23 protein-coding genes and 1 pseudogene are annotated in these 22,439 nt (G+C 52.8%); 14 read left to right on the top strand and 10 right to left on the bottom strand.

From position 1 onward, the window contains the following. Positions 1–36: 36 nt before the first annotated feature. A pseudogene (locus F6A13_RS03410) lies at positions 37–430 on the top strand (helix-turn-helix domain-containing protein); the annotation flags it as partial. A gap of 78 nt (positions 431–508) precedes the next feature. Beyond that, complete coding sequence (locus tag F6A13_RS03405; RefSeq protein WP_192796480.1) at positions 509–1,921, top strand: toll/interleukin-1 receptor domain-containing protein; 1,413 nt, start codon at positions 509–511, stop codon at positions 1,919–1,921. 221 nt (positions 1,922–2,142) lie between these two features. Here the strand turns inward: F6A13_RS03405 and F6A13_RS03400 are convergent, their stop codons facing one another. From F6A13_RS03400 to F6A13_RS03370, 7 genes are read right to left on the bottom strand one after another with little or no spacing between them, the layout of a single operon-like run. Next, positions 2,143–2,715, bottom strand: a complete 573-nt coding sequence (locus F6A13_RS03400; protein WP_192796479.1) for a 3'-5' exonuclease — start codon at positions 2,713–2,715, stop codon at positions 2,143–2,145. Continuing rightward, positions 2,696–3,484 carry a metallophosphoesterase gene (locus tag F6A13_RS15550; RefSeq protein WP_225981939.1) on the bottom strand — a complete coding sequence of 263 codons (789 nt, stop codon included), beginning with the start codon at positions 3,482–3,484 and terminating at the stop codon, positions 2,696–2,698. The genes F6A13_RS03400 and F6A13_RS15550 overlap by 20 nt, the downstream gene beginning before the upstream one ends. Positions 3,485–3,497: 13 nt before the next feature. Further along, positions 3,498–4,061, bottom strand: coding sequence for a metallophosphoesterase family protein (locus tag F6A13_RS03390; protein WP_151528053.1), 564 nt, complete (start codon positions 4,059–4,061; stop codon positions 3,498–3,500). Positions 4,062–4,078: 17 nt separating this feature from the next. Then, the gene (locus F6A13_RS03385) at positions 4,079–5,410 is read right to left on the bottom strand and encodes a hypothetical protein (protein WP_151528052.1); all 1,332 of its coding nucleotides are present in this window, start codon (positions 5,408–5,410) and stop codon (positions 4,079–4,081) included. Positions 5,411–5,431: 21 nt separating this feature from the next. Further along, positions 5,432–6,331 (bottom strand): metallophosphoesterase, encoded by a 900-nt coding sequence (locus tag F6A13_RS03380; RefSeq protein WP_151528051.1) that lies wholly within the window; start codon positions 6,329–6,331, stop codon positions 5,432–5,434. Beyond that, positions 6,328–7,131: a metallophosphoesterase family protein gene (locus F6A13_RS03375; protein ID WP_225981938.1), complete on the bottom strand. Its 804-nt coding sequence runs from the start codon at positions 7,129–7,131 to the stop codon at positions 6,328–6,330. The genes F6A13_RS03380 and F6A13_RS03375 overlap by 4 nt, the downstream gene beginning before the upstream one ends. Positions 7,132–7,189: 58 nt before the next feature. After that, positions 7,190–8,368: an AAA family ATPase gene (locus F6A13_RS03370; protein WP_151528050.1), complete on the bottom strand. Its 1,179-nt coding sequence runs from the start codon at positions 8,366–8,368 to the stop codon at positions 7,190–7,192. Positions 8,369–8,491: 123 nt separating this feature from the next. On the opposite strand from F6A13_RS03370, the gene F6A13_RS03365 reads away from it, so the two are divergent. The 7 genes from F6A13_RS03365 to F6A13_RS03340 all read left to right on the top strand — a co-directional run bounded on the left by F6A13_RS03365 (position 8,492) and on the right by F6A13_RS03340 (position 13,628). Then, positions 8,492–9,241: a hypothetical protein gene (locus F6A13_RS03365; RefSeq protein WP_151528049.1), complete on the top strand. Its 750-nt coding sequence runs from the start codon at positions 8,492–8,494 to the stop codon at positions 9,239–9,241. A 318-nt stretch (positions 9,242–9,559) separates the two neighbouring features. Further along, positions 9,560–9,898: a DUF6516 family protein gene (locus F6A13_RS03360; protein WP_225981937.1), complete on the top strand. Its 339-nt coding sequence runs from the start codon at positions 9,560–9,562 to the stop codon at positions 9,896–9,898. After that, positions 9,880–10,236, top strand: coding sequence for a hypothetical protein (locus tag F6A13_RS03355; RefSeq protein ID WP_151528048.1), 357 nt, complete (start codon positions 9,880–9,882; stop codon positions 10,234–10,236). Before F6A13_RS03360 ends, F6A13_RS03355 begins: the two co-directional genes overlap by 19 nt. A gap of 21 nt (positions 10,237–10,257) precedes the next feature. Continuing rightward, the gene (locus tag F6A13_RS15300; RefSeq protein ID WP_192796478.1) at positions 10,258–10,434 is read left to right on the top strand and encodes a hypothetical protein; all 177 of its coding nucleotides are present in this window, start codon (positions 10,258–10,260) and stop codon (positions 10,432–10,434) included. A 443-nt stretch (positions 10,435–10,877) separates the two neighbouring features. After that, positions 10,878–11,114 (top strand): antitoxin, encoded by a 237-nt coding sequence (locus tag F6A13_RS03350; protein WP_151528047.1) that lies wholly within the window; start codon positions 10,878–10,880, stop codon positions 11,112–11,114. Further along, a complete protein-coding gene (locus F6A13_RS03345) occupies positions 11,111–11,503 on the top strand; it encodes a type II toxin-antitoxin system VapC family toxin (protein WP_225981936.1) in 393 nt (130 codons plus the stop codon). Before F6A13_RS03350 ends, F6A13_RS03345 begins: the two co-directional genes overlap by 4 nt. A gap of 1,297 nt (positions 11,504–12,800) precedes the next feature. Then, a complete protein-coding gene (locus tag F6A13_RS03340; RefSeq protein ID WP_225981935.1) occupies positions 12,801–13,628 on the top strand; it encodes a hypothetical protein in 828 nt (275 codons plus the stop codon). Positions 13,629–14,043: 415 nt separating this feature from the next. Here the strand turns inward: F6A13_RS03340 and F6A13_RS03335 are convergent, their stop codons facing one another. The 3 genes from F6A13_RS03335 to F6A13_RS03325 form a co-directional block, all read right to left on the bottom strand. Then, positions 14,044–15,072 carry a hypothetical protein gene (locus tag F6A13_RS03335; protein ID WP_151528045.1) on the bottom strand — a complete coding sequence of 343 codons (1,029 nt, stop codon included), beginning with the start codon at positions 15,070–15,072 and terminating at the stop codon, positions 14,044–14,046. Positions 15,073–15,197: 125 nt separating this feature from the next. After that, positions 15,198–17,666 (bottom strand): YbcC family protein, encoded by a 2,469-nt coding sequence (locus F6A13_RS03330; protein ID WP_151528044.1) that lies wholly within the window; start codon positions 17,664–17,666, stop codon positions 15,198–15,200. Between the two features lie 2 nt (positions 17,667–17,668). Next, positions 17,669–19,318 carry a proton-conducting transporter membrane subunit gene (locus F6A13_RS03325; RefSeq protein WP_151528043.1) on the bottom strand — a complete coding sequence of 550 codons (1,650 nt, stop codon included), beginning with the start codon at positions 19,316–19,318 and terminating at the stop codon, positions 17,669–17,671. Between the two features lie 493 nt (positions 19,319–19,811). On the opposite strand from F6A13_RS03325, the gene F6A13_RS03320 reads away from it, so the two are divergent. From F6A13_RS03320 to F6A13_RS03305, 5 genes are all read left to right on the top strand, one after another. Continuing rightward, on the top strand, positions 19,812–20,141 hold the full coding sequence (locus tag F6A13_RS03320; protein WP_225981934.1) for a hypothetical protein: 330 nt from the start codon (positions 19,812–19,814) through the stop codon (positions 20,139–20,141). Between the two features lie 22 nt (positions 20,142–20,163). Further along, positions 20,164–20,385 (top strand): DUF2309 domain-containing protein, encoded by a 222-nt coding sequence (locus F6A13_RS15745; RefSeq protein WP_264158135.1) that lies wholly within the window; start codon positions 20,164–20,166, stop codon positions 20,383–20,385. Between the two features lie 77 nt (positions 20,386–20,462). Continuing rightward, entirely contained in the window at positions 20,463–20,747 is a 285-nt protein-coding gene (locus F6A13_RS15740; RefSeq protein WP_264158134.1) for a DUF2309 domain-containing protein, read from the top strand. A 168-nt stretch (positions 20,748–20,915) separates the two neighbouring features. After that, a complete protein-coding gene (locus F6A13_RS03310) occupies positions 20,916–21,731 on the top strand; it encodes a DUF6671 family protein (RefSeq protein WP_225981933.1) in 816 nt (271 codons plus the stop codon). Between the two features lie 58 nt (positions 21,732–21,789). After that, positions 21,790–22,347 carry a hypothetical protein gene (locus F6A13_RS03305; protein WP_225981932.1) on the top strand — a complete coding sequence of 186 codons (558 nt, stop codon included), beginning with the start codon at positions 21,790–21,792 and terminating at the stop codon, positions 22,345–22,347. Positions 22,348–22,439 lie beyond the last annotated feature (92 nt).

Raw genomic sequence — 22,439 nt, 5'->3', positions numbered from 1 at the left:
GGTGCAAAGCCGTCGTGCCCTAACAGGAAGTGAATGATGGCTCCAGAAGACCTATTTTTCTCTGGAATTCGGATTGGTTCCGCCGTGGTTAGTAGAGCATGTAACGTTCACCGTGGAGGAGAAACGCATGGATCTGGACATCAATTTTCCCGAGGTAAGCCGCCTTGCTTGCCCCACCTGTGGTGAGGAGTGCGCAATACATGACAGCATGACATGGCGACGCATGGAATTCTTTCCGCATGAAGCCTATCTCCACGCCCACGTACCCCGTGTGAAGTGCGCGGAGATCGGGATGCATCAGGTACCCGTCCCTTGGACACGGGAAGGCTCGCAATTCACCCTGCTCTTTGAAGCACTGATCATAACCGTGCTGCGGGAGATGCCGGTATTGACGGCAGCCCGCCGCATGGTCGGCAAAACCGAGACACTGCCGAGGAACCAAATTTCAAACCGCCAGCGATTTATCTAACACACAAAAAACCACGAGACAAAAGCAAAGGAGTTTATTGTGAAAGTTTTTATTTCTTTTTCTAGCGCAGACAAGAGAACAGCAGAAGCTATTTATTCTAGACTAAGGTCTAGAGGCATAGATTGCTGGATAAGCTCTAAAGACATAAACCCTGGTGAAGATTATCAGGACTGCATAGTTAAGGCAATAAATAGTAGTGACATTGTTCTTTTGGTGTTTTCCTCATCAGCAAATAAATCTGTTGAAATCCTCAAAGAACTATCGCTTGCCAGCAAGAAAACAATTATTCCGGCCAGAATAGAAGATGTGCTACCTGAGGGCGCGTTTCAGTTTCAACTTAGCAATCGACAATTTTTTGATCTTCTAAAAGATTTCGATGCCAATATCAACATTCTCGCAGACAAAATAATATCCATGGATGTGAGCGAAAAGAAGTACAAAAAAAAGTGGTTTGTAATAAAAAAGAAGCACAAGAGAATAGCCATGCTATTGCTGATAACAATTGCTGTTGGAGTCCTTACATACACTTTACGTCATCAAATCAGTGTTTTTTTTCAGAAGCTAGAAGTTGTGACAAGCAACTCTACGGTACCGTCAAGGCAGGCACCAAGCAGCCCTACACAAATGCTCGGCATTCACCACAATCAACAATCAATAACACCTTCCAGCCCTGCCGATCCCGCAAAGCTTAATAATGTCTTGGTGCTTTTGAACGGGTCCTCTGAGTATATTCGTGTAAATGAAATAAAAGCATTAAAGAAAAAGATTCCAACTGGCCTAACAGCCAAGGACGCTAGTTTGTTGCTCTCCGGTTCCGGAGCTTACAGAGAAAATGCATTACGCTTGATCGATAGCAAAATAGCAAAGGGGTTAGGCGGTACGGGCATATCCAAGATACTTGGTAGCCTGTCAGAGAATAATCGATCGCAGGGGATAAAAGATCTGGAAAATGCGGGCGTCATAAAGACAGAGTTGAGTGCGAGCGAAGCTGCTGCAATAATTAATGGCAGTGGTGCTTATCGTGAGAATTCACTGTCTTTGATTTCCGGTAACATTAAGAAGGGCCTTGGAGGCAAAGATATCGCGAATATCTTGGGTAGCCTGTCAGAGAATGATCGATCGCAGGGGATAAAAGATCTGGAAAACTCAGGCGTCATAAAGACAGAGTTGAGTGCGAGCGAAGCTGCCGCAATAATTAATGGCAGTGGTGCTTATCGTGAGAATTCACTGTCTTTGATTTCCGGTAACATTAAGAAGGGCCTTGGAGGCCAAGATATCGCGAATATCTTGGGTAGCCTGTCGGAGAGTGATCGATGTCAGGGGATAAAGGATCTGGAAAGGTCAGGGGTAATAAAGAAAGGACTAAACGCCGATGAAGCCCAGATGATAATAAAAGGGACTGGTGCCTATCAGGCATGTGCAGTTAAGGTTATTAATGGAAACATAGAGTAGTAGTGACACTGCGCCGTCAAAGTCGTTTGATATGGCAGCCGACGTTTTCTGCCGCCCATTTTGGTGATGGCTTAAGATACGGGGAAAAGCAGAGGCAACCGGTGATGGCAACACCATTTTGTCCCTTTGCGTCGGGTTACCAGTAGCATTTTTGGCACAACGCGGTTGATCTACAGACAGGAGAGTTATGTGTGAGCCATTCGCCCTCGACGGGGGCTGATTCATGGGTGAGTATGGTCACGCAATTTTTGCATGCACGCCTGTACCGCCCTGGCCTGCCCAACGGCATCATCCAGCGCATTGTGCGCCACACCCTCGTCTTCCACAGGAATGCCGCCTTGCGGATAGGCCAGTTCAAAAAGGGTGCGGCAATCCCGATCCGCGTTGTAACGTACCGGCCATCCATTTCCGGGTCCCAGAGGCTCCCGGAACCGCGCGTACAGGAGTTGCAGTTGCGCGGAATCGAAGGATGGACCATTGGACCAAAGCCGCAATCTTTCTGCGGGGATACGCTGGAGAAAGCGGGAAAATTTGCCGAGGCCCTGGGCTACCGAGTGCGCGCAAGGGCCTTGAAAAGCCGCCTGCCTTGCCTCCAGGGACTGATCCATCCACCATTGGATGGTGTCGACATCTACCAGCGCACCCCGGTCTATTTGCTCCTGGGCAGGCAGGCGGATGGCAAAGCTCTGCCCGATCTGGTCAGACTCTGGATCGAAAATGACGGCACCAATGGTGAGCACTACCGCTCCCAGTTGGGTGGAGAGGGCCTCAATATCAATCATCACATCGTGCATAGCTATCTCCCTTGCTCGTTGCATTCGTTTCCACGATCCGGTATTCCCGTGCCCGGCCTTCATTGGGATACCCCCACGGATTACAGAGCACCCGCGTCTTGCCCAAGCGGTAATCCATCGGATCATGCACATGGCCATGAATCCAGACATCGGGCTTCCAGCGTTGAATGCGATGCTCCTGATTGGAGCAGAAGCCGCCCGATATGGGGCTCCCGGCGAATCGGGGATGCTGGCTTTTGTAACTGGGCGCGTGATGCGTCACCACTATATCTGGCCCGGCGTGCGGATGGTTGGTGAACTGGTCATCCAGCCATGCGATGCTTTCCTGGTGGACCTTGAGGATGGCTTCCGGGGTGATACTGCCGGACACGCCATCATGAATCACCTCGAAGTCGGACATCATGTGCTGACAGTTGCGCATCTGTTTCCCGCTGGCGAAGTCTGTCCAGAGGGTAGCACCCAGAAAACGGACGCCGCCGATCACCACCGCCTCATTTTCCAACAGATGCGCTTGGCGGTCGTGGGCGATGGCCTCACGGTACTTCTGCCGGTCATCGGGGAATACGCCGTTGTAATATTCGTGGTTACCCAGCACGAAGATGACCGGCCCCGCGTAGGCCAGGCGCAGCTTGCGCAAGATCTCCGTGTAATATTCCGGCATGGTGTCCACGTCGCCGGCCAGGACCAGCACGTCGGCGGTGGATAGCCCGGTCAGCGTCAAAGAGTCGTCGAACTCCAGGTGGAGATCGGAGGCATAGGCGATGCGCATGAAATACCCCCCTTCAGTCCCAGTCCCGTAAGCGTAAAGATCGCCGCTGCTGCTTCTCGGATTCGGCATCAAAAGGCATCACCGCGTTCAAAATATCCGTCATCTGCACAGGCTTCCCGCCCCATACATCGGCACTCACTTCCATGGATCCCGGCATCGGCTGCAGGTTGCCATGCACATGACCATACAAATGCACCGTACCTTGCCACATGCCGGGCCATTCCCGCATGGGGTAGTGGCAGAGAAAAACGCTTTGACCATCCACACTGATTTTGGCCATCTCCCGCATGCTGGCCCAGCCTTGCAGGCGGAAGCCATTTACCCCATCAACACGATCATGATTGCCGACGATCAGATGCTTGATGCCGTGCAGCTTTTTGAGCAAGTCACTGATGACCGCCGCCGGGCGTAGGGAGAAGTCCCCCAGGTGGTAGACCACATCACCGGGGCTCACAACGCTGTTCCAGGCATCCATCAACGCACGGTCCATCTGTGCGCCGTCCTGGAAGGGGCGCTTACAATGCCGGATGATATTATCGTGCCCGAAATGGCTGTCGCTGGTAAAAAAGGTGCGCATACTCCTCCCTGAAATCTTCAACGGTACAGGGCGTCAACATCCACGCCCATGTCTGCCCCCAGAGCCACATCCCGCAGAATTTCCGCCCACCAGGGCAGAGGCTCAGTGCTTTGCCGGAGGATGACGCCTTTCTCTATTTCCAAGAGTAGGAGCGGCTGATAGTCGGCCTGCAGGTTCAGGTCCACCGTGGCGCGGTTATCGTACACGCGCAGGCGCCGCGCAAGATGCGCGACCAGCGCCGCGTGGGTAAAACCGCTGAACAGATTGCGTTCAATCTGGGCCTCTGGAATATCTACCCGATCACTGCGCAGGGCACGGGATTGCACGCGCTGGACCAGCGTATCCAGATCATGAACACCCACATAATCCAGATCCACTACAGCCCCTGCCCGAATGCTTTCAAGTACCTGATCGAATCGGCCCGCAAGGGAGAACGTGGTCTCCACCAGCAGATTTTGACGGGCATCCAAACCCCGCCGCCAGTCCGCATTGGAGAGCAGATAGGCCACCTGCAATTCTGGCAAGGGTTCATTGGCGGCGGGGATCAGGCCCATGGCCCGATCTGCGTCATCTTCGTCTGGCAGCCATTGCCGGATGGCCTCACGGGCCATCGTGACCAGGCGTGCGTGATCTTTCGGAAGCGACGGCAGATAGCGATCCACGTCGACCCATGCGCTTTCCGCAATGCCCAACTGGCGGCGCAAAGGCGCGGAGAGGAGCGTTTTCCCGGAACCGATACTGCCGGCGAGATAATGCAAAACCGGTGCACTCCCGTCGGCACGATGACAGTAGATCCGCGCTTCAGCCATTTCTTCCGCATAGTGGGCCAGTCGGATAGCCACGAAACGCCGGTAGGTTAACGCATCCTGTTTGGGATCGGCGGGCAGCCTGCGTGCGGCGAGGGGTCCTTCCGGTGGCAATCCCCTTTGTTTGAATTTGGCTTCCTGCAACTGTTGAAAGGCACCAGGCGTCAGTCCGCCGTTGGCGTGCTCCGGACAGGCCACATGCCAGTAGGCGCCACTGACCAACAAGGTACCCGGCAAACCGCAGTGCTCACAGATCCGGCGTGAGCGGTCACCATAATCCTCCACGATCTGAAACAGGCCATGTTTCTGCGCGTCCGTCAGTTTTGCGTCGTAGCCATAGTAATAGCGCAGCGTTCCGAATTTTTGTTTGACCTGGGTGACGTGGATACCTATGCCGTTCTCCTGGCAGAAGGTCTCTACGGCCTGAGACAGGGCGCGGAGTAGTGGATACCAGCCGTCTTCGCACCAGAAGTGACTTTCCCGGCAGTCGCTGTAGAGTGCCGGATAATCCCGCCGCAAGGCGTGTTCCAGGGCGATGTCCATGTGCTTTTCTCCTGTATCCATTTAGAACGCGGGCGTATTTCCCAGCGTTACGCTCTCCATGTCGGTTGCGGTGGCCATCCACCCCCGTTCTTCCTGATGGCAAAACAGGGTCAAGCCCTGATCGCGGTATCGTTCGGCCTGATCCAGATGGGCGGCACCCGTATCCAGAAACACATGTCCGGCGACCTGCAACAAGCGGCCTTCCCGGGGCGGCGTGATGGTGTGCCCCACATAGGTGCGGGACAACGCGGCCGGGAGGATGGGCACGTCGTGTGTCAGGGCATGGCGTATCTCCCGCCCCCAAAGGATATGCTCCTCCCAAGTACCCACCGCGTCATAGCCGATAATAGGGTGCGCCTCCTGCCAGCGGGGATGCTCTGCATCGTCCAGATCGGCATCATTCCAGAACACCGCCACGCCATCCTCGCGTTCTGCCGCCAGTTCCGCGTGCAGTACCTGAAACCGCCCGGCGGGAGCCGTATTCTCAGCGTCGACGATGCGTACCAAAGGCACCTGAGACAGCGCTGACCGCCACCGTTCACACGGTTCTTCATCCATCCGATAAGGACGGAACCAGTCCCATCCGCCATTGCGGGCAAAGAGATCGGCGTAGGCCGCGGTCCGTTGGGCTTCCTCTCGCCGCATCTCCCGCAAATGACCCAGATTCAACGTGGCCAGCAGCATGGCGTCGTGGTTGCCCAGCACCGGATAAAACCAGGGCGCATCCAGCAGATCCAGCGCCCCGGCACTGTTCGGGCCGCGATCCACCAGGTCACCCACGCTGAACAGGCGATCCGTATCGTAGTCGAAGCCCACATGATCCATGAGCCTGCGCAGGACATCGGGGTGACCGTGCAGATCACCGACGATGAAATCCCGGCCCTGAAGATTGGCCGGATGGGCTATGACACGCGGGTTCATGAAATCTTCTCCTCCAGTTCAACCACCTGATCCAACTGCACGCCAGTACCTTCCCTCGGGTATCCGAAGGCGTTGGACAATATGCGCACCGCACCGATACGGTAATCCACCGCATGATGGGTATGGCCGTGCATCCACAGCCGCACCCCCTGATCACCGGTGCGCGCCACGGTCTTTTCCAATCGGCTGGCGTAGGCACCGGACAGATCATCCTGCCGGAAGGATTTGTAGATGGACTCCCATGCCGGTGCATGGTGGGTGATCACGACCTTGTGTCCGGCCCAGGGCTGTGCAATGGATGCCTCCAGCCAGACTTTGCTGGCCAGATGCACCTCCAGGGTATCCCGCGGCAAAAAGCGCCGGGCACCGCCATGGCACCGTATCCGCTTATGGTCCTGCATGGACTCCTGCGCCGCCCGCATGGCATAGGGGTCGCCGCCATCAAAATCGGACCACAGGGTGGTTCCGAAAAAGCGGATATTGCCTATATCCACGCCTTGTCTTTCCAGCAGAGTACACCGCGCCATCAGATCCTCCGGTAGATGTTTGGCCAGGCCCTCCCGCCACTTTTCCGGTGCCCGTTCGACGGATAAACCCCAATAGTCGTGGTTTCCCAACACCGCCACAATCTGTGGAAAAGGGTCGGCCACCATCTTGAGCCAGTCCGCCAGCTTTTTGAGCGTGCCGAAGTCTCCCGCCAGCACGAGAATGCTGTCCCGGTCCGTCGGCAATGACGCCAGACGGACGGTAGCGGGTGGATTCACATCCACGTGAATGTCGGAAATCAATCTGATCTGCATGTTGTCTATCCTGAATGGCGATAATGCGCTTTTCAAAAACCTGCGCATTACCGCGCGTCTATATATTACGATCCAAGAAACCCATAGCCCATTTTTTACACGGAGCGGCTTCTGTCGGCACATCCTCAGCGACGATCCCCGCTCGCCCGGCTTTTGCCGCAGCGCCCAAAGCCTGCAGCAGCACCCGTTTCAACGCGCGCGGCGAATAGCCCACCAAGGTGTCCAGCACCGCATCATCCAACGGTTCATCGAAGGACCACCCCCAACTCGCTTCCTTGAGCAGTCCCTCATAAACCGTTTGGGCGATTCCCCGCATCTGGCCGGACGTTGGCGGATCAATGTGCAGCACGGTCATTCGCGACAGAATCGGCGCGGGAATCTGGCTTTCGTCATTGGCGGTGGCGATCCAGTTCACATGGCTGGCGTCGATAGCAAACTCCGGAACAGACAAATCCTTGAAGACTCGCGCACTTTCCCGCTCCAGCAACGTGTAGAGGGATGCTATGGGATTGAAGCGCACGTCGCCGTTTACCTTGTCCAGTTCATCCAGCACGATGACCGGATTCGCCCACCGCTCGCTGGTGAGCAGGTCGAACAGATGACCGGGCTGCGAGTTCGACCAGAAGACATCGGACCCCGCCAGGGCGGAGCTGCTTTGCGCCGAAGCCATATCAAAGACCCGGAAAGGCAAACCGAGCTGGTCAGCGAGCCAGCGCGCTACGGCCGTCTTGCCGACGCCCGGTGCACCGGTCAGCAGGATGGGGGGCCAAAATACCCGGCTATCCCCGCGCGCCGACAGCGCGAAATGGTCGCCCAAAAAGTCGAGCAGAACGGCAAAGTTCGGGAACCGCGCCCTGCACGCTTCCAGCCTGCTTTCCCATGCCGTCGGCAGAAGCCCCAGGCAGCGTTTATCCCCACCGGCGGCTTCTATTTGCGCCAGTATGGATTTCGCCTGCGACGCCTTGTCTTTTTCATTCCGGTTTTTTTCAAACACCGCCAAGCGGAATTTATCCAGAAACTGGATTTGCGGCGGTCTCGGCTGGGTGTCCTCTTTCAACCAGTCTGCATCCAACGCAAAGGGGTCCGGCAGGTCCTCAAAAATGCCGGGGTCATCTGCTGTTGGCAACACCTCTGCGGACCGGGCGGCTACCGATTTTTCAGACCGACGTTCCTGAAACGTCTCCTGGTTGTCGACTGGATCCTCATTCGCCGGATCTGGGCGAGACACAAATGACATGGCATCCTCCTTATTCACATCTACTGTAAATTATAGTAACCTCAAGCAGGCGGATATGTCAAAAACCGTGGGTTTCTCGTGCGGCGCGTGTTACAGTATTTTATAGTCAGACTGGGAGGACGTATGGCAGACCGCCTTAGCCCTGAAGAATTCGCCGTTGTGGAACTCGCCAGGGATTTGATTGCCCTGCGCGGCGAGACGATGGGCCGCATTTCGCAGGAAACGGAGATTCGCATACCCAATTTATCGGTCTGGTTGCGTGAAAAACCGCAGGTCATCTCTGCGGAGCGACAGGCCAAGATTTTGTATTACCTGGGTGTCAAGGAGGGGGAGTTGCGTCGTGACATGCTGCATCTATGGCACGACCAGGGGAGCCTGGAACCTCTGAAACGGGTCTTTGGCACATTATTGAGTGCGGAGCAGCGGAAGGATTTGCGGATTCATGCGGCGACAATAGGCGGGCCAACACCGTCCTATATCCTGGAAGCGGGAGAAATCCTGGTGAGTCTGACCATCACCCCGGGCCTGAAAAGCGCGCTATCCGTTCGGGATGCTCTGGGTTATGGCACCGAAGAAGTACTGGACACCCCGATGAACGAAGTATTTTTTGACAACGATCGCTGGATGTCCCTCTTGCGCCCCTCTTTCCCTATGGCCAGGGAGAAGACACTCGATTTGTTGGAGTTCGCCCTGCGCCAGACGGGCAAACAATGTACGGAGAATCTTCACCTCGCATTCTACCCGTCCTGGCGGCCACTGGCAGAAGGGCTGATGAAACAGCTTCAGGAAGGGATGGACCCGCAAGCGCTTCTGGACTGGCTGAATCGAGACAGAGGGGGAAGCGTTGATGACGATTTCGATTTGGCGTTCTGATTGTCTTTTCCAAATAACGCGCCTCCGCAGTTAGGCTGTACCCACCTATGCAGTACAAAAAAGCTATACTGCATAGGTGGGTACAGTATATTTTTTCTTGTACTTTACCCACCTGCCGCCGCGAGCAAGGCCATCCTTGTAAGTGGCTAAACGGCGGCGATAAAGCGGTCAAACGAGGGGTGTCGTTTCACCCTAGGCGTGACCAATGGATCAGGTCGCGGCAGCAAAATCCAGCCCGGTCTGCCGCACTCTGACAAGGCTGACGATGGCTATCTGCCGTGCATTCCACACGTACCGCAACGGCCCAGAAACATGATCATGAGTGTTGTCATTATTGACATCATTGCCATGGAATTACATGATAGCTCCATGAAAGCCACCCTGATCACCAGCTTCAAAGATGTTGCGCCGAATGGTGATCTCATGGAGATGGTGGTGTGGCGCGTACCGAAGCCTGTGCCGCCATGTGGGCACTGCTTCAAGTACCGGCTGGTCTACGTGGTCAACGGCACAAGGGTCATCGGCTATGACAACGAGCGCGGCAAGGGCGACCATCGTCACGTCACCGGCGAGGAAAATGAATATACGTTCACCAGTGTGGACCAGTTGATTGAGGATTTCATCGCGGAGGTGGAACAATGGAAATGCGAACACTGACCATTACCGTACAACCGGACTGGAAAGCAGCCCTACGCGCTGCAGGTAAAGCCGCGCAGGCGGAAACCTACCAGGGGGAAACCCTGAACTTTGAATCGCCGGATGTGTTCCTGGGCCGACTGACCGCGCTACGATGGTCTCTGATGCGTCAGATCATGAGTGCGGGGGAAGTGTCCATCCGGGAGCTGGCCCGGCGGGTAGGCCGGGATGTGCGTCGCGTACACGATGACGTGCGGGTACTCGCCGAACTCGGACTGATAGAACGCACGGCCAACGGCGGGGTGCGTTGTCCGTTCGCCGACATTCATGTGGATATGCACTTGCGCAAGGCGGGATAACGCGGTGCCGGAGAAAGGAATATGACACGGCGCAAGATTGTACAGACAGCCGATCCTTATCAAATCCAAGAGGTCATTGAAAAGGATGGGCGGATTCATTGGGAGATTTTTGGTCCCTATGGATTTCTCAGCGATCATACATCGTTAGCTGATGCGGAAACGAAGATAAAGGATCCCACCAAAGATGTTACACCGTAACGAGCCGTCTGCAAGGCGGTGGTTTTTGCGGGTAAATCGGAGTGTGGCGCGTACCGCGCTTGCGTTAAATCGCCGCTGGCCAGGGTGCCTGGCTGAGCCGCCTGCGGGGCGATCTTGCACGTTGAGCAATCAATATGCACCATATGAGGACCGTCGCCCCATTTAGGACACCCCCATGAACGACGACAAACGTAAAGCCACCTTCCGGCAAGCTTCAGCGCCACTCCGAAAAAAAGGCAGACGCTGGGCTGGTCCAGATCAACCTCTGGGTTACGCCAGCGCAAGCCAAAATAGTGCGAGAGTAGGTAAATAAGAACAAGCCACTAGACGATAAGTCCACCCAGCTTTGATATAGAGAACTTAGGTTTTTGAGAAAACGTGGCATGCCATTGCGTCGGCCCCATCGGCGTGATAACGTCACGTTATTACCTCTGGAGATAGTCATGCGCAAAGTCTTTCATACCAGCCAATTCATGGCAGGTAATTCACCTGCCGTCCGCATCCCTGTGAGTATGGCATTCCCGAAGCAGACCAAATTGGTCGTGATTCGAGAGGGAAACAGGCTCATCGTGGAGCCTGAAGAAGATTCGCTCGAATCGCTTCCGGCGCTGTTCGCTGCGTTGCGCCCGCTGCACACCGGCGAGCGCCCAGAGTTTGTCGAGACGGAAAGATCTTGGTGATACTGCGCTACTTGCTGGACACCAATATTTGCATCTACCTCATGAAGGAGCAGCCCGCATCAGTCATCCGGCGGTTCGCGGCCTGCAAGCCCGGTGAAATTGGGATCAGTTCGGTCACCTGGGCTGAATTGTGCTGCGGCCTGGACGTGCATAACAGCCAGCTTGAAATGGCCACGCTCTTGAGCAGGCTGATCGTCAAGGATTTTGACGTGGATGCAGCGGACCTCTTCGGAAAGCTCTCCCGGCAGTTCCCAGCCAGAAAGAGCAGCTTTGACCGCATGATTGCCGCGCATGCTTTATCGCTGGGAGTTACGCTGGTGACCAACAACACGGCCGATTTCGATCTCTATGTCGGTGCAGGACTGGTCGTCGAGAATTGGGTGACATGATGGCGAAGTTACAATTCCTGATCATCAACGGGCTTTTTCAACCCCTGTCAAAGACTTCCTGTAGAGATTTTCTGCTGAAGGGCCGGTACAGACTGATAGCCGTCATTCAGTTTTTTGTATCAGGCCCTTGTCATTAAGTTATCTGTGGATTTGTTCCGTAGCACGATTCCTCCTATCTATTATGCGTTATATTGCGGTGCAGGTAAGTTCAGACTCATCCTAGACATCATTATCCTCGTAAAAATAAGTGAATAGCAGGAGCATACTAATGCAACAGCAAATTTATCGTACCCGCATTGAACGCCTTGATCCCCTGCACGTTGCTGGAGCGTAAGAGAGTTCAATATCCTGCTTTGGACAAAGGAGCGATTGACAGATCTGGCTAAACGTAATAGCAAGGCATTCCAGACGGAATCTCTCGCAGCTGCTGTCGAAGGCAAATGGACAGCTGAGTCATAATCCTTTTGGCGTTGCGGCATAGGTCGCCGACTTTCGAGATGCAATGAGGTCTCCAAGGTTGCTCCATAGTGGGTGATACGGACTGTTTCCACCACCTTGGCGGCCGGAATGCCCCGTTTTGTTCGCCATGGCCTGCACACAGGCATGACTGGAACTGGCCAAGGCCTCCGCCAGATAAAGCAGGGTTACTGATGCCGTTATCTAAAGCCCCTCCTAGGGCATGAAAAATGCGCGAGAACGCCTATGCGCGTGACGCGTCGATCCTGCTGGATTGAATACCGCCCATCTGGGAATGCCCACAGACGAACGCCTTCATGTTCATTAATTTTGGTTAACTATAATAATAAATATATTTAACTTTTATTAAATGGAAGTCTCCCCCATACTGCTTTCCAGTTATCGGCACGCCGAGAGTTCCCGATAAACCCTGTGGAGAGAATTTCTCCCTTTAGCGTAAAGATGGGCGAGCACTGAGGTTTCGTGGCAAATGCAATGAGCGTTCGTGGATAGCGCAAACCGCTGCAAAAGCAACCTGTCGAAAACGGTAGCACATTCAACCGATGTGTACGAAGAAGAAATTGTCCTAGGACACGCCTAGCGGTGCTGAACTTGAAAAGAGAAGCGTACGGAGTCTGTTCATGACAAAAGGATAGCAAAAAATGCGTTTGCTTTAATTGTGTGGATTTTTCACAATGCGATTCAATCATCCGTTGCCGTTGTTGTTGATATGTTCTTTGAACATGATGCTGCCACGTTATAATGATGGCGCGGTATTAATAGTGAAGATGTATAGTCCATTATTCATCAAAATTGGGGGCGATATAAGATGTCAAGGGCCATGTTTCTACGAATATTTATCGGATTATTCGGCATTGTTTTTATCGTGCTGACATTCTGGTTGAGCGCGCACTTTCACTTAAGCACTTCTACAAAGCTGGTGATTATTTTGGCTTTTGCATTGGCGACATTTTTTGCAGAAGTAATAATAGCCATCGACAATCTAGAAAAAAGGTTAAAAAATGCTTTTCCGTCCTTGGAGCTTTCTCTTAAAGACCAGATCGCTGTTAATGAAACCATAAAGCTTTATAATAAACTAAAAAGGAGTCACACGGGTATTTCTACCAGAATAGCTCTTGCAGATTTCGAGAAAATACATCATGTATTATACCAGGCTGAAAAGGGTGGGGACTTCGTTTTTCATGATATTTATTCGTCTTCTATGATCTTGCTGGCGGCATTAGAGCCGGGGCAGTCATTTAAAGTTGTAAGCAATCTTACCAAAAGATTTTATTGGAAATCAGGCAGGGACATGACTGAACATGCCAAGTTAAATTACAGGCAAGCAAAAAGAGGGATCCACATTGAACGTATATTTATTTTAAACACAAAAGATGAGTTATCTGAAATAAAAGAAATCATGGCAGAACAGAAAGAAAACAATATCGATGTCTCCTATGCTTTTAGAGGTGATTTAGATAAGATGTTGCCGTACGCTAGCTTTGCCATATCAGTAGAGCAGACAACAGGGATAATATCGCACAGGGAGGATTCATTGGGGAAAGTGACTATCACATCTAATGATGAGATCATCACAGATCTTGCAACAAAATTTGATGATATCAAAAGACAATCCATCAAGCTTGGATCAGAAATTTACCAGGCTTAATACCTGAATTCATGTGTTTCCCATTAGCATCCCGGTAACGGAAGGCCATGGGATGTTACATTCGCCGGACTCATCTGAGGATTGATTGGTGGAATGTTATGGTTGCGCTCTACGTTTATCTGGCATCATCAGCCGACAGGACAAGATAATTGCTCGCTGAGAAATTCTTCCTTGAGTAGAGGAGAATACGACCGTTTTTACCAAATACAGTGTGATCAAAGAGTCTGAATTAGCGTGCATAACACGGAAAGACCTATGCTCATCTTCAGTACAATAAGGCAAGCACATACTTACTCCGTGATACACCTCCGACTGTTAGCAAACTCTCTCATGATGCATCAAAACGCTCCCCTTTCAGTAGTGGTTTTGCATTAATATTCATGCTGTGTTGTTGCTTGATGACCGTCTTTGGCAGTCAGCCATTATTCCATAAAGAATGATCCCTTTTGAGGAACTCGTCACACGGAATATAATGAGAGCAATCGGAGGAAAATGTCAACCCTACTATTCCGTTAAAGATATTGACAGATCCGGAGCGTAAATAAAACATTCCTTTCATAAGTCTCAACGTTCGTAAATTACTCAATATAGCCCGAACCTCTTGGTGGGGTACCACAGCTTCATCCGGATATGAGCGCTTGGGATACGCCAAGCAAATATTCGGGTCAATTAGTTCTTCCATGGTCAGCAGACGATACCGATACGGATCATCCATCACCCAAAGTATGGCCTGGCTGCTGGAGAAATGCAGAATTACATGATACACGCCATGTACGAGTATCAATTCTTCCACCACACTAAGCACGGTATCCAGATGCCGATCCATTTTGCTTTCCGAACGCATCTTCGTAACGACCGTATCTGAAATGAGCGGGTCTCCTTCGAACCGCCGGGAATACCGGGGCTCTTCGTATATTTCGCCTGGCTGAGGTAAGTCCCTCAAAGCAAAATCGGCACCAATGAAACCGAGAAGTATGCCGTCGCTGTCACGCACAAATTGGACAGCGGTCAACGACGGCCGTAGCGCACGCAGACTGATATAGGCTTCGCACAACAGAAAATCGACGGCTTGAACTCCTTCTCGGATGTAGGGCCATTGCTGATACTGCGCCTCGCGATTTTTGTCAGAATACTCGGCGGCCAACAAGGTTTCTCTGATGTAAGGCCGATCTGCTCGATCCCGGCCAAAGTGCTCACCGAGCAGACCTTCACGGCTGATGTTGGAGGTTATCTGCACTCCACTGGTATCCAACGCATATAGATATTTACAGTGCGGCACGGTGGAGAAGGCCTCGTTCAATGTCTCCTCCATTTTCAGACGGTCACCCCACACATGACTGCATGCATCCGCCAAGTGTCGCAATGGGTCGTACAGTAACCCGGTAAGCAACGCACGTTGCTGAAAAATCCGTCTGGGCAGAGAAGAATCTTCGTGTGTACTCATAAAGAAACCTCCATTGTTGCTTTCCTTTCCCGCCGGTGTTGGTCGGTGTTCTTATAGACAGCTTCCATATTTCCCCCAATGGCCATCTCGGGCGAGTCTTGGTGCGCAATGCGGCAGGAATTATTTCACGTCATCCGTTGCCATTGCTTGTCGCATATGCGACGGTAAACACTGCCATCGTCATCGATTTGGAAAAGGTAAAGCCAACCATTATCCACCAGTTCTCGGACAAGAGCGTGCCGAGAAATGACACTCTCCATCTCCGCCTGCGGGGCCTCAATCAACACGTTGAGACGGACCGGCTCATGGATCCAACGATTACCGTCGTGCAGAGACTGCAAGGCAAAACCGACACGCAAGTCCCCTCCATTCCCCTCAAGAACACCGATAGATCCCCCAACGACATTATGTAGCACTTTATTGCCACTACCGAAACGCAAAGTGTCTACCATAGATCCGTAGTATTGCATATTGATCCAGTTTGCCACCACCATGGGTGCGCTCATAATCAATTCCAATGTGGAGAAGCCCGTATCTTTTTGCCAGTCATAATCATGCAAAAAAGCCCTGCCCTCCAAATCAACCCCCCTTGTCCTCTGGCGGGGTGCCGCAATAAAGGCGGCGTTGCCCGCTAGTGCCCATTCGGGTCTGACCTCAGCCCAGTCCCGAGTGCGTCGCCGCATGTCGCGCGTGACCACCTCAGGCGCTTGAGAGGCCGTACCCAGCAGGGTGGCGCGCTCCATCCGCGTAAGTTCACCCGCATCGGCCAGCCATTGGCGAAGTTGCGCCAGATCTTTGGCGTGTGTTGCCGGCAGATCTTCCGTATCGAAGAGCATCACTTCATCTGTTGTGGTGTCATGCAATCCGGCGATGAAATAGGTGTCTTCCGGAATTTTAAGCCCTTTCTCCTCAAGACCCCGGCGGGTCGCCGGATCGTTTAACAAGCTTACCGCAATCCTGGCACTGGCTTCTCCCGTCTGCCCGGCGCAAGCGCCGCAATCGAGTCCAGTCCCCTGCGGATTGTTGACCGTAGTACTGCCATGGCCCGCCAATAAGATCAGGCGTGCGAACGTCTGCATCAGCCCCATGTTTTTAAGGATGAACTCCCCGACCCCCGCCCGCTCAGTTTCTGGTATTCCGGTACTTTTTGTACTGGATTTACCGTTAGCGATCAGGCGTGGGCGAAGTTTTTGTTTCGTCACACTATTAAGGCCCCTTTCGTCCGGATGGGGTACGGTGCGGGTCCAACCCATGCTGTCACCGAAAAGCTTCGGGGCGTATATCAATCCAGTGGCTTCCACAAAGGTGAAAGTCGACACGGCTGATGTTTTGAAACTCTTCCAGGCGGCGACTACCCGTAGACGTAATTGCCTTTTTGCGACATGCCGTTGCGTTTCATCCGCGCTCGCATGGCTCAGGTCCTCGCATACCCGATAAGGCGGATTGAAAATGACAGGGAGATGCCCTTTAGGCGTATTCGCACCGAATGGAATGTATTCCATGAGTACGCCAAAGAAACCCGCGAATCCCAAGGTTTGAATGCCTGGCGCCACTGTTTCCAGCGCCCGACGGATGATTTCGGAGCGCACGTCTATGCAAAACGCAGCCTGCGCCACGGGTCGCTCAGTGACGGCATTGCTTGACTTCGATGCATTTAGTGATTTGATTAATGAACGCTGATAACCGATCTCCAGCGCGGTCTGCAAAATGGCATCAACGTGCTCCGACGGTTTTTCTATCGCCCTATTTTGTTGGGTGCGCAACATCAGGCGCCATTGCTTCCGTACGGCGGTATCGACACAGGTGGTGTGAAGAATGGCATCCCAACACACGCGGATGGCGAGGAGATCACGCAAGGATTGATTGGTCTCACCCTTCAATTCGGCCTGCCAACGCAAATATCTAGCCCAACCCGCCCAGCCTCCGATACTCAGGAGTGCTGCAAAAAGATAATCATCGGTCAGATCAAACGGGACGGAGAGTTCCTTCAGCGCCCAGGCAATAGCCGTTTCTGCGGCTGCCGGGAGTGCAGCGGCCGCTTCTCCAATCCCGCGCAAACCGATCATTCGCGGGCTCTTGTCGAAATGCATGAACTTTAACCAACCCTGATACATCGGGCCATCGCGCCACGGCATGCTCCATGTGGCCTGCCCCTCGTCAAAGTACGCCGCGCAATATTGGCTAATCCTTTCCACAACGAAGCCCGGCCAATCCCGACGATCATCGGCAAACATGGCATCCGCGAAGACTGGAAAGGGCACATTTCGGCTTGCCGATCGTTGTTTCATCGCCTGCTTGAGCTGGGTCACACCCCAAATACTGTGCATCTCCTTCAGTGCTTCGTCTAAATCCTCTTGGGTGATCCGTCCGTTGGCGATCTGTTCTTCATAATAGGGCCGCGGCATAGTCAGTCCCTCGCCGGTGATCTTACGAAGCATCTGATCCGCTTGCCAGAACGGTTGATCGCGCAAGCCAAAGTATGGATTTACCGCAACAAAGTGCTTGAGCGGCCAGAGGGGAGCAATTCTCTGGCATGCGCCTTCAATGTTCGCTTTGATGTCCTGATATGGGTTTGATGTCGCTGGTGCTTTCATGTCTACTCCTCCGGGAACTGAACTTGTGGATTTGCCGCATCCAGTGTTTTTCCTATCTTCGATGCGTGAAGAAAGGCCATCTGACTAAAAACAAGATCAACATACAGTCCATTGTATAGGTTCACATACACGGCCTGCCAAAAAGGTGACTTCTGCAACCGGGGCAAAAGTTGCTGAATGTGCAACAAGGAAAGAAAAGCCACGACGATAAGCGCCAGTAACCAGATTGGAATATGATCAGCCTGCACGGTATCACTGGGAATGCTGGTTCCCAGCAAGTAGGTGGACAGATCATGCAGCCCAAAATAGGCTGAACAAACAATGATGCTTAACAGAGCCACTCGGGAAAGCAAGGTGCCGGCTCCGACTCCAGACCTATTGAGGGCTTGCAGCAGGAGCTGGCCCATCGCAATGGCGACGATGGCGCCGATCGTCAGCAAAGTGGGTTGCTTTTGCAAATCGATGCCAAATGCCATGGCAACTCCAAAGGTGACTAGCCCTGATATAAGAATTGCCAATTCCGCTCGTCCGAGCGTTTGCTTTGTATTGAGCTTCTGGATCATCGGTCCACGGAAATTGTCTACCACACTTCCGGAAGAAAGGAACGCATGCGCCTTATAGACGGAGTGAGCGACAATATGGAGTACGGCGATACTGTACAAACCCAAACCACATTCCATCAGCATAAAACCCAGTTGCGCAGAAGTGGAATATGCCAGCGATTCTTTGATATTGGTTTCCGTCATCATCATGAGAGATGCCACTGTTACAGATAAAAGACCCGCGAGAATGAGTACGGTCCAGGCCCAGCTTACGTGGGTAATCATGGGGCTGACACGCAAGAGCAGGAATGCGCCGGTATAAATGAGTCCCGCATGTAATAGTGCCGAAACCTGCGTGGGGGCCTCCATAACCTGAATAAGCCAACCATGCAGGGGAAATATCCCGCTCTTTAAAATAGCACAGAGCACAATCAGGCCTGTTGCGATCTGCAAGCTGGCAGGAAGACTTCCGTGCCACGCGTGCATCCACTGTGCGATTCCTGAAAACTCTGCCCTTCCGGTGGTCCGTGCTATCAGCAGAAAAGCAGTGAAAAGGCTCACGTCGGCGATACGCGAAAACAAATATTTTTTGCGTGCGGCAATCACAGCGAGCGGACGTTCGCGATAGAATATCAATAACTGATGTAAAAACAGGCTGGCGGCGATAAATGAAATCCAGAATCCCCAGATATTATCTGTCACAATCAGCACTAGAAATGCGCCAACGGTCAGACTCAGCCACCGGTGGAACCGTCCCTCATGGGCGTCCCCTACCATATACGAAGCGGAGTATCGAGAGACAATCATTCCCATGAAGGAGACCAACACGAACATGACGAGAGTCAATGGATTAACCAATATTCGGATGGCAAATGAGCCTAATTCCCATGGTAGATGGATCGACAGATAGGTCTGTGAATGCTGTATTATCGCCACATACATTGCTGTGGCAGCAATGCTACAAAGCAGCGCAAACCAATTGGCGCCGTTGCTCAGCGACTTGACCCAGCGCGCATGATGGTCCGCGCGGAATCCAACAAGAAAACCCACCAACAGCAACGGCCATGGTGCAACCAACATAAGAAGAGAGGATGCAATGTTCGCAATCATACGCAACTCCTGCGTGAAGTCTGAAATGTAACCCGGTGACCGCTTGCTACAGCCTTGCGAAGTGAACAGTAACCTGTATATCAATAAATAATAAGTTAAGATTTCTAACCATGATGTTTTACTTATATAAATGGGTTATAGGCCGACGCTCTAGCCCGTTGCTATCACGTAGATTGCAGTAGTGACGGGCGGATTGGTACGGTGGAGGTGCTGATGACGGCCTGGGTGTTTTACCGCAAGGGGTCGTTACGGTTGGGATGAGGGCGCTATCCTCACGATTGCAGCGACTTCATCGCCACCTGTGGATCAGTCGCTACAACCGGCACACCCAATTACATTTAATCTTTGTTAAATATAACAGTAAATATATTTAACTTTTAGTAATCATGCGCCTCCCCCATACTGCACTCCAGTCAACGTCCTCTATGCACGCTGACGGATCCGATGAAGAGTATTTTTCCCATGTGATATCGGGTGCGAGCCATGAGGTCCCGTGACAAACGCAATGAATGTTCCGGACGATCCGGTCTTGAATGGAGCAATGGGAGGTTTCATGTCGCTTTTCAGGCAGATGGTAAGACCCACAGAAGACTTGAGGCTTTCGGCTTTTGAACTTGCACAGGACATTGATGCCATTTCGTCAACGGAGGCGCCGTCCCATGACGAATTCAATGGCGCCCACGCCCGGGCGGCAGGGCATTATGTCTGTGTACGTTATCACCGCAATCAAGAACCGTCTCATCTCAGCATATATGAAGCGCGCCGTTACTTGGCATGGCTCCGTGCCGGCCACGTTGGAACCCACTGGGATGTGGAGGATTGACTAAATGAAGTCGGGGGGTGCCATGGCAACCCCCGTGGCCTGTGCTTTTTTGGGAGGATGTCATGCCATCAAATCTGAATTTCATCAATTTCATCATTGTTACTACCCGAGAACCGCCGGTATCGACCTTTCCGGAAGGGCGTTTCTGCATGACTACGAGTGGCGCAAGGATGAAGGTTTTGGCGTTTTGGAGCTCATCATGACGGCACCGATGGTAGTCGCCAACTGGATCAACATGCAGTAATTACGGCTCCGTTGTGGACAATCAAAATTCGGTAGCGGTAATAAAATACTCCATAACGTCGTGGGGGTTCTATAGGTGTGTTGGAAGGAAATGGATGCGATCTCCGTGTTGGACTTCCTTTGCAGTCGCTTCACAAAGGTGAACGGTGGGTGCATGAACCCCTACGGTTGAATGTGTTTATCGAAGCGCCGAAATTCGAGATTGTTCGCATTACTGCCAAACACGAGCTTGTGCGCGAACTGGTCGAAAATCGGTGGCTGTTCCTGTTTCAAATTGACGACGAGGATGGTGGCATTTACCTGCGCAACACGGAAAAAAATGGCAACGAGTATCATCAGACCAACGCCCACGGGTCTGTTTAATCATGGGGGATGTCGTAATGAGGGCTACTGCCATAATGGTCATGATGTTCATCACCATCCTCATCTGTTGTTGTGGAATATTCGATTTTCGTAGAGGAACAACCGATGCGTGAGGTAGAGCATGCAAAATATTCGCGTTTAGAAAATGCTATCTACAAGGGCTCAAGCGTGGCCCTACTTACCCAGCACGGCAAGGAGAAAGTCGTTGCTCCTTTACTGGCCGCCGCCATCGGTTGCGAAGTTACACTGGTGACGGGCTTTGACACGGACCAACTGGGTACCTTTACCCGCGACATCCCCCGTGCTGGCACCCAGATCGAGGCGGCGCGGAAAAAGGCGCGCATCGGTATGGAGCTAGCGCATTTGCCCCTGGGGCTCGCTAGCGAGGGCAGCTTTGGGCCGGACCCATTTACCGGGATGTTTCCCTTAAACGTAGAGATGCTCGCCTGGATCGACGATACGCTGGAGATCGAAGTGGTCGGTATGGCCTCAGGTAAGACCAACTTTTCTCATCTGCTCACCGCTAACTGGGAACAGGCCGAGGTATTCGCCCGTGCGGCAGGTTTCCCCGAACACGGGATCATAGTGCGTCCGCGCCACGAGGACGACCTCCGCGTCCGCAAAGGAATTGCCGACTGGGAATCACTACGTGAGGCCTTTTTATGGGCTTGTGATGAAGCGGACAACGGCTGCGCTTTCCTGGAAACCGACGTGCGTGCCCATATGAACCCCATGCGCATGGATATCATTGCTTCGGCCACACAGGATCTCACACGCAAGCTTTGCACCCCATGCCCGATCTGCAACACACCCGGCTTCCAGATCGTGGAGCGCGTCTCCGGACTGCCTTGCGAGGATTGCGGCGCCCCGACCAGGGAAGCCAGGGCGGACATCCACCGTTGTGCCAGATGTGGCCACCAGGTCGCGCGGGAACGACTGGAGAAGGCCACTCCGGCGGGGCACTGCGACTGGTGCAATCCGTGAATCGGAAACGGCACATGACAGCCATGTGACGGCAGCCTGAATTGAGGAGTATCCCATCATGACAACCATTACCGAGGAAGTACGGGATGTTCCAGTAGCACGTCTGTTTCTTTTCGTGCGGAGAACGGACGACCTTGCCAGCGCCTGCCGACAGGTCGAGGAGTTTCTCGCGTTTTGTCGCAGTCGCCAAAGCGATTCCTTTGCCAATGAACGTTTCTTGGGCGCCTGGATGGATGAACACACAGTCACCAGCCTTCCTCAAGGGTGGGTACGGCCATTGTCAGCCACTCAGACCCTTCTTTTAACGATGCGGGAAATTTTTGCCTTGTGGGGTATCTGGTCGGTCGCCTCGATCGAGGCGGTATGCCTGGAGACCAATGAGGGGATGGCGCTTTCCCATAACCTACTGCTTGATGCGCTGATTGCGCTTACGCAGGGAGACACCGGAACCGTTGGCGCTTATTCACCGGTCTTCGCGCGTGGTACGCCAATGGAACAAGTGCATGCAGAGATCAACCAACTGAATCGTCTGTATCCGCTTCGGATTGCCGGCCCAATTTTTTGCGACCCGGATACGGGCAGTTTGTCCTTACAGGGCGAATGGTTGCACCATTGAGAAAATAAGGCTCAATGATGTACGCATTCGACTTTCAGGGGGTAAGAGAATCAATGGACATGTTGAAAATCTGAAGCGAATGGTTACACGTT

This window comes from Acidithiobacillus sp. 'AMD consortium' (genome assembly GCF_008926505.1).
Classification (GTDB): domain Bacteria; phylum Pseudomonadota; class Gammaproteobacteria; order Acidithiobacillales; family Acidithiobacillaceae; genus Acidithiobacillus; species Acidithiobacillus ferridurans.
Note: the sequence above shows the minus strand (reverse complement) of the source record. Positions and strands in the feature narration are given on the sequence as shown.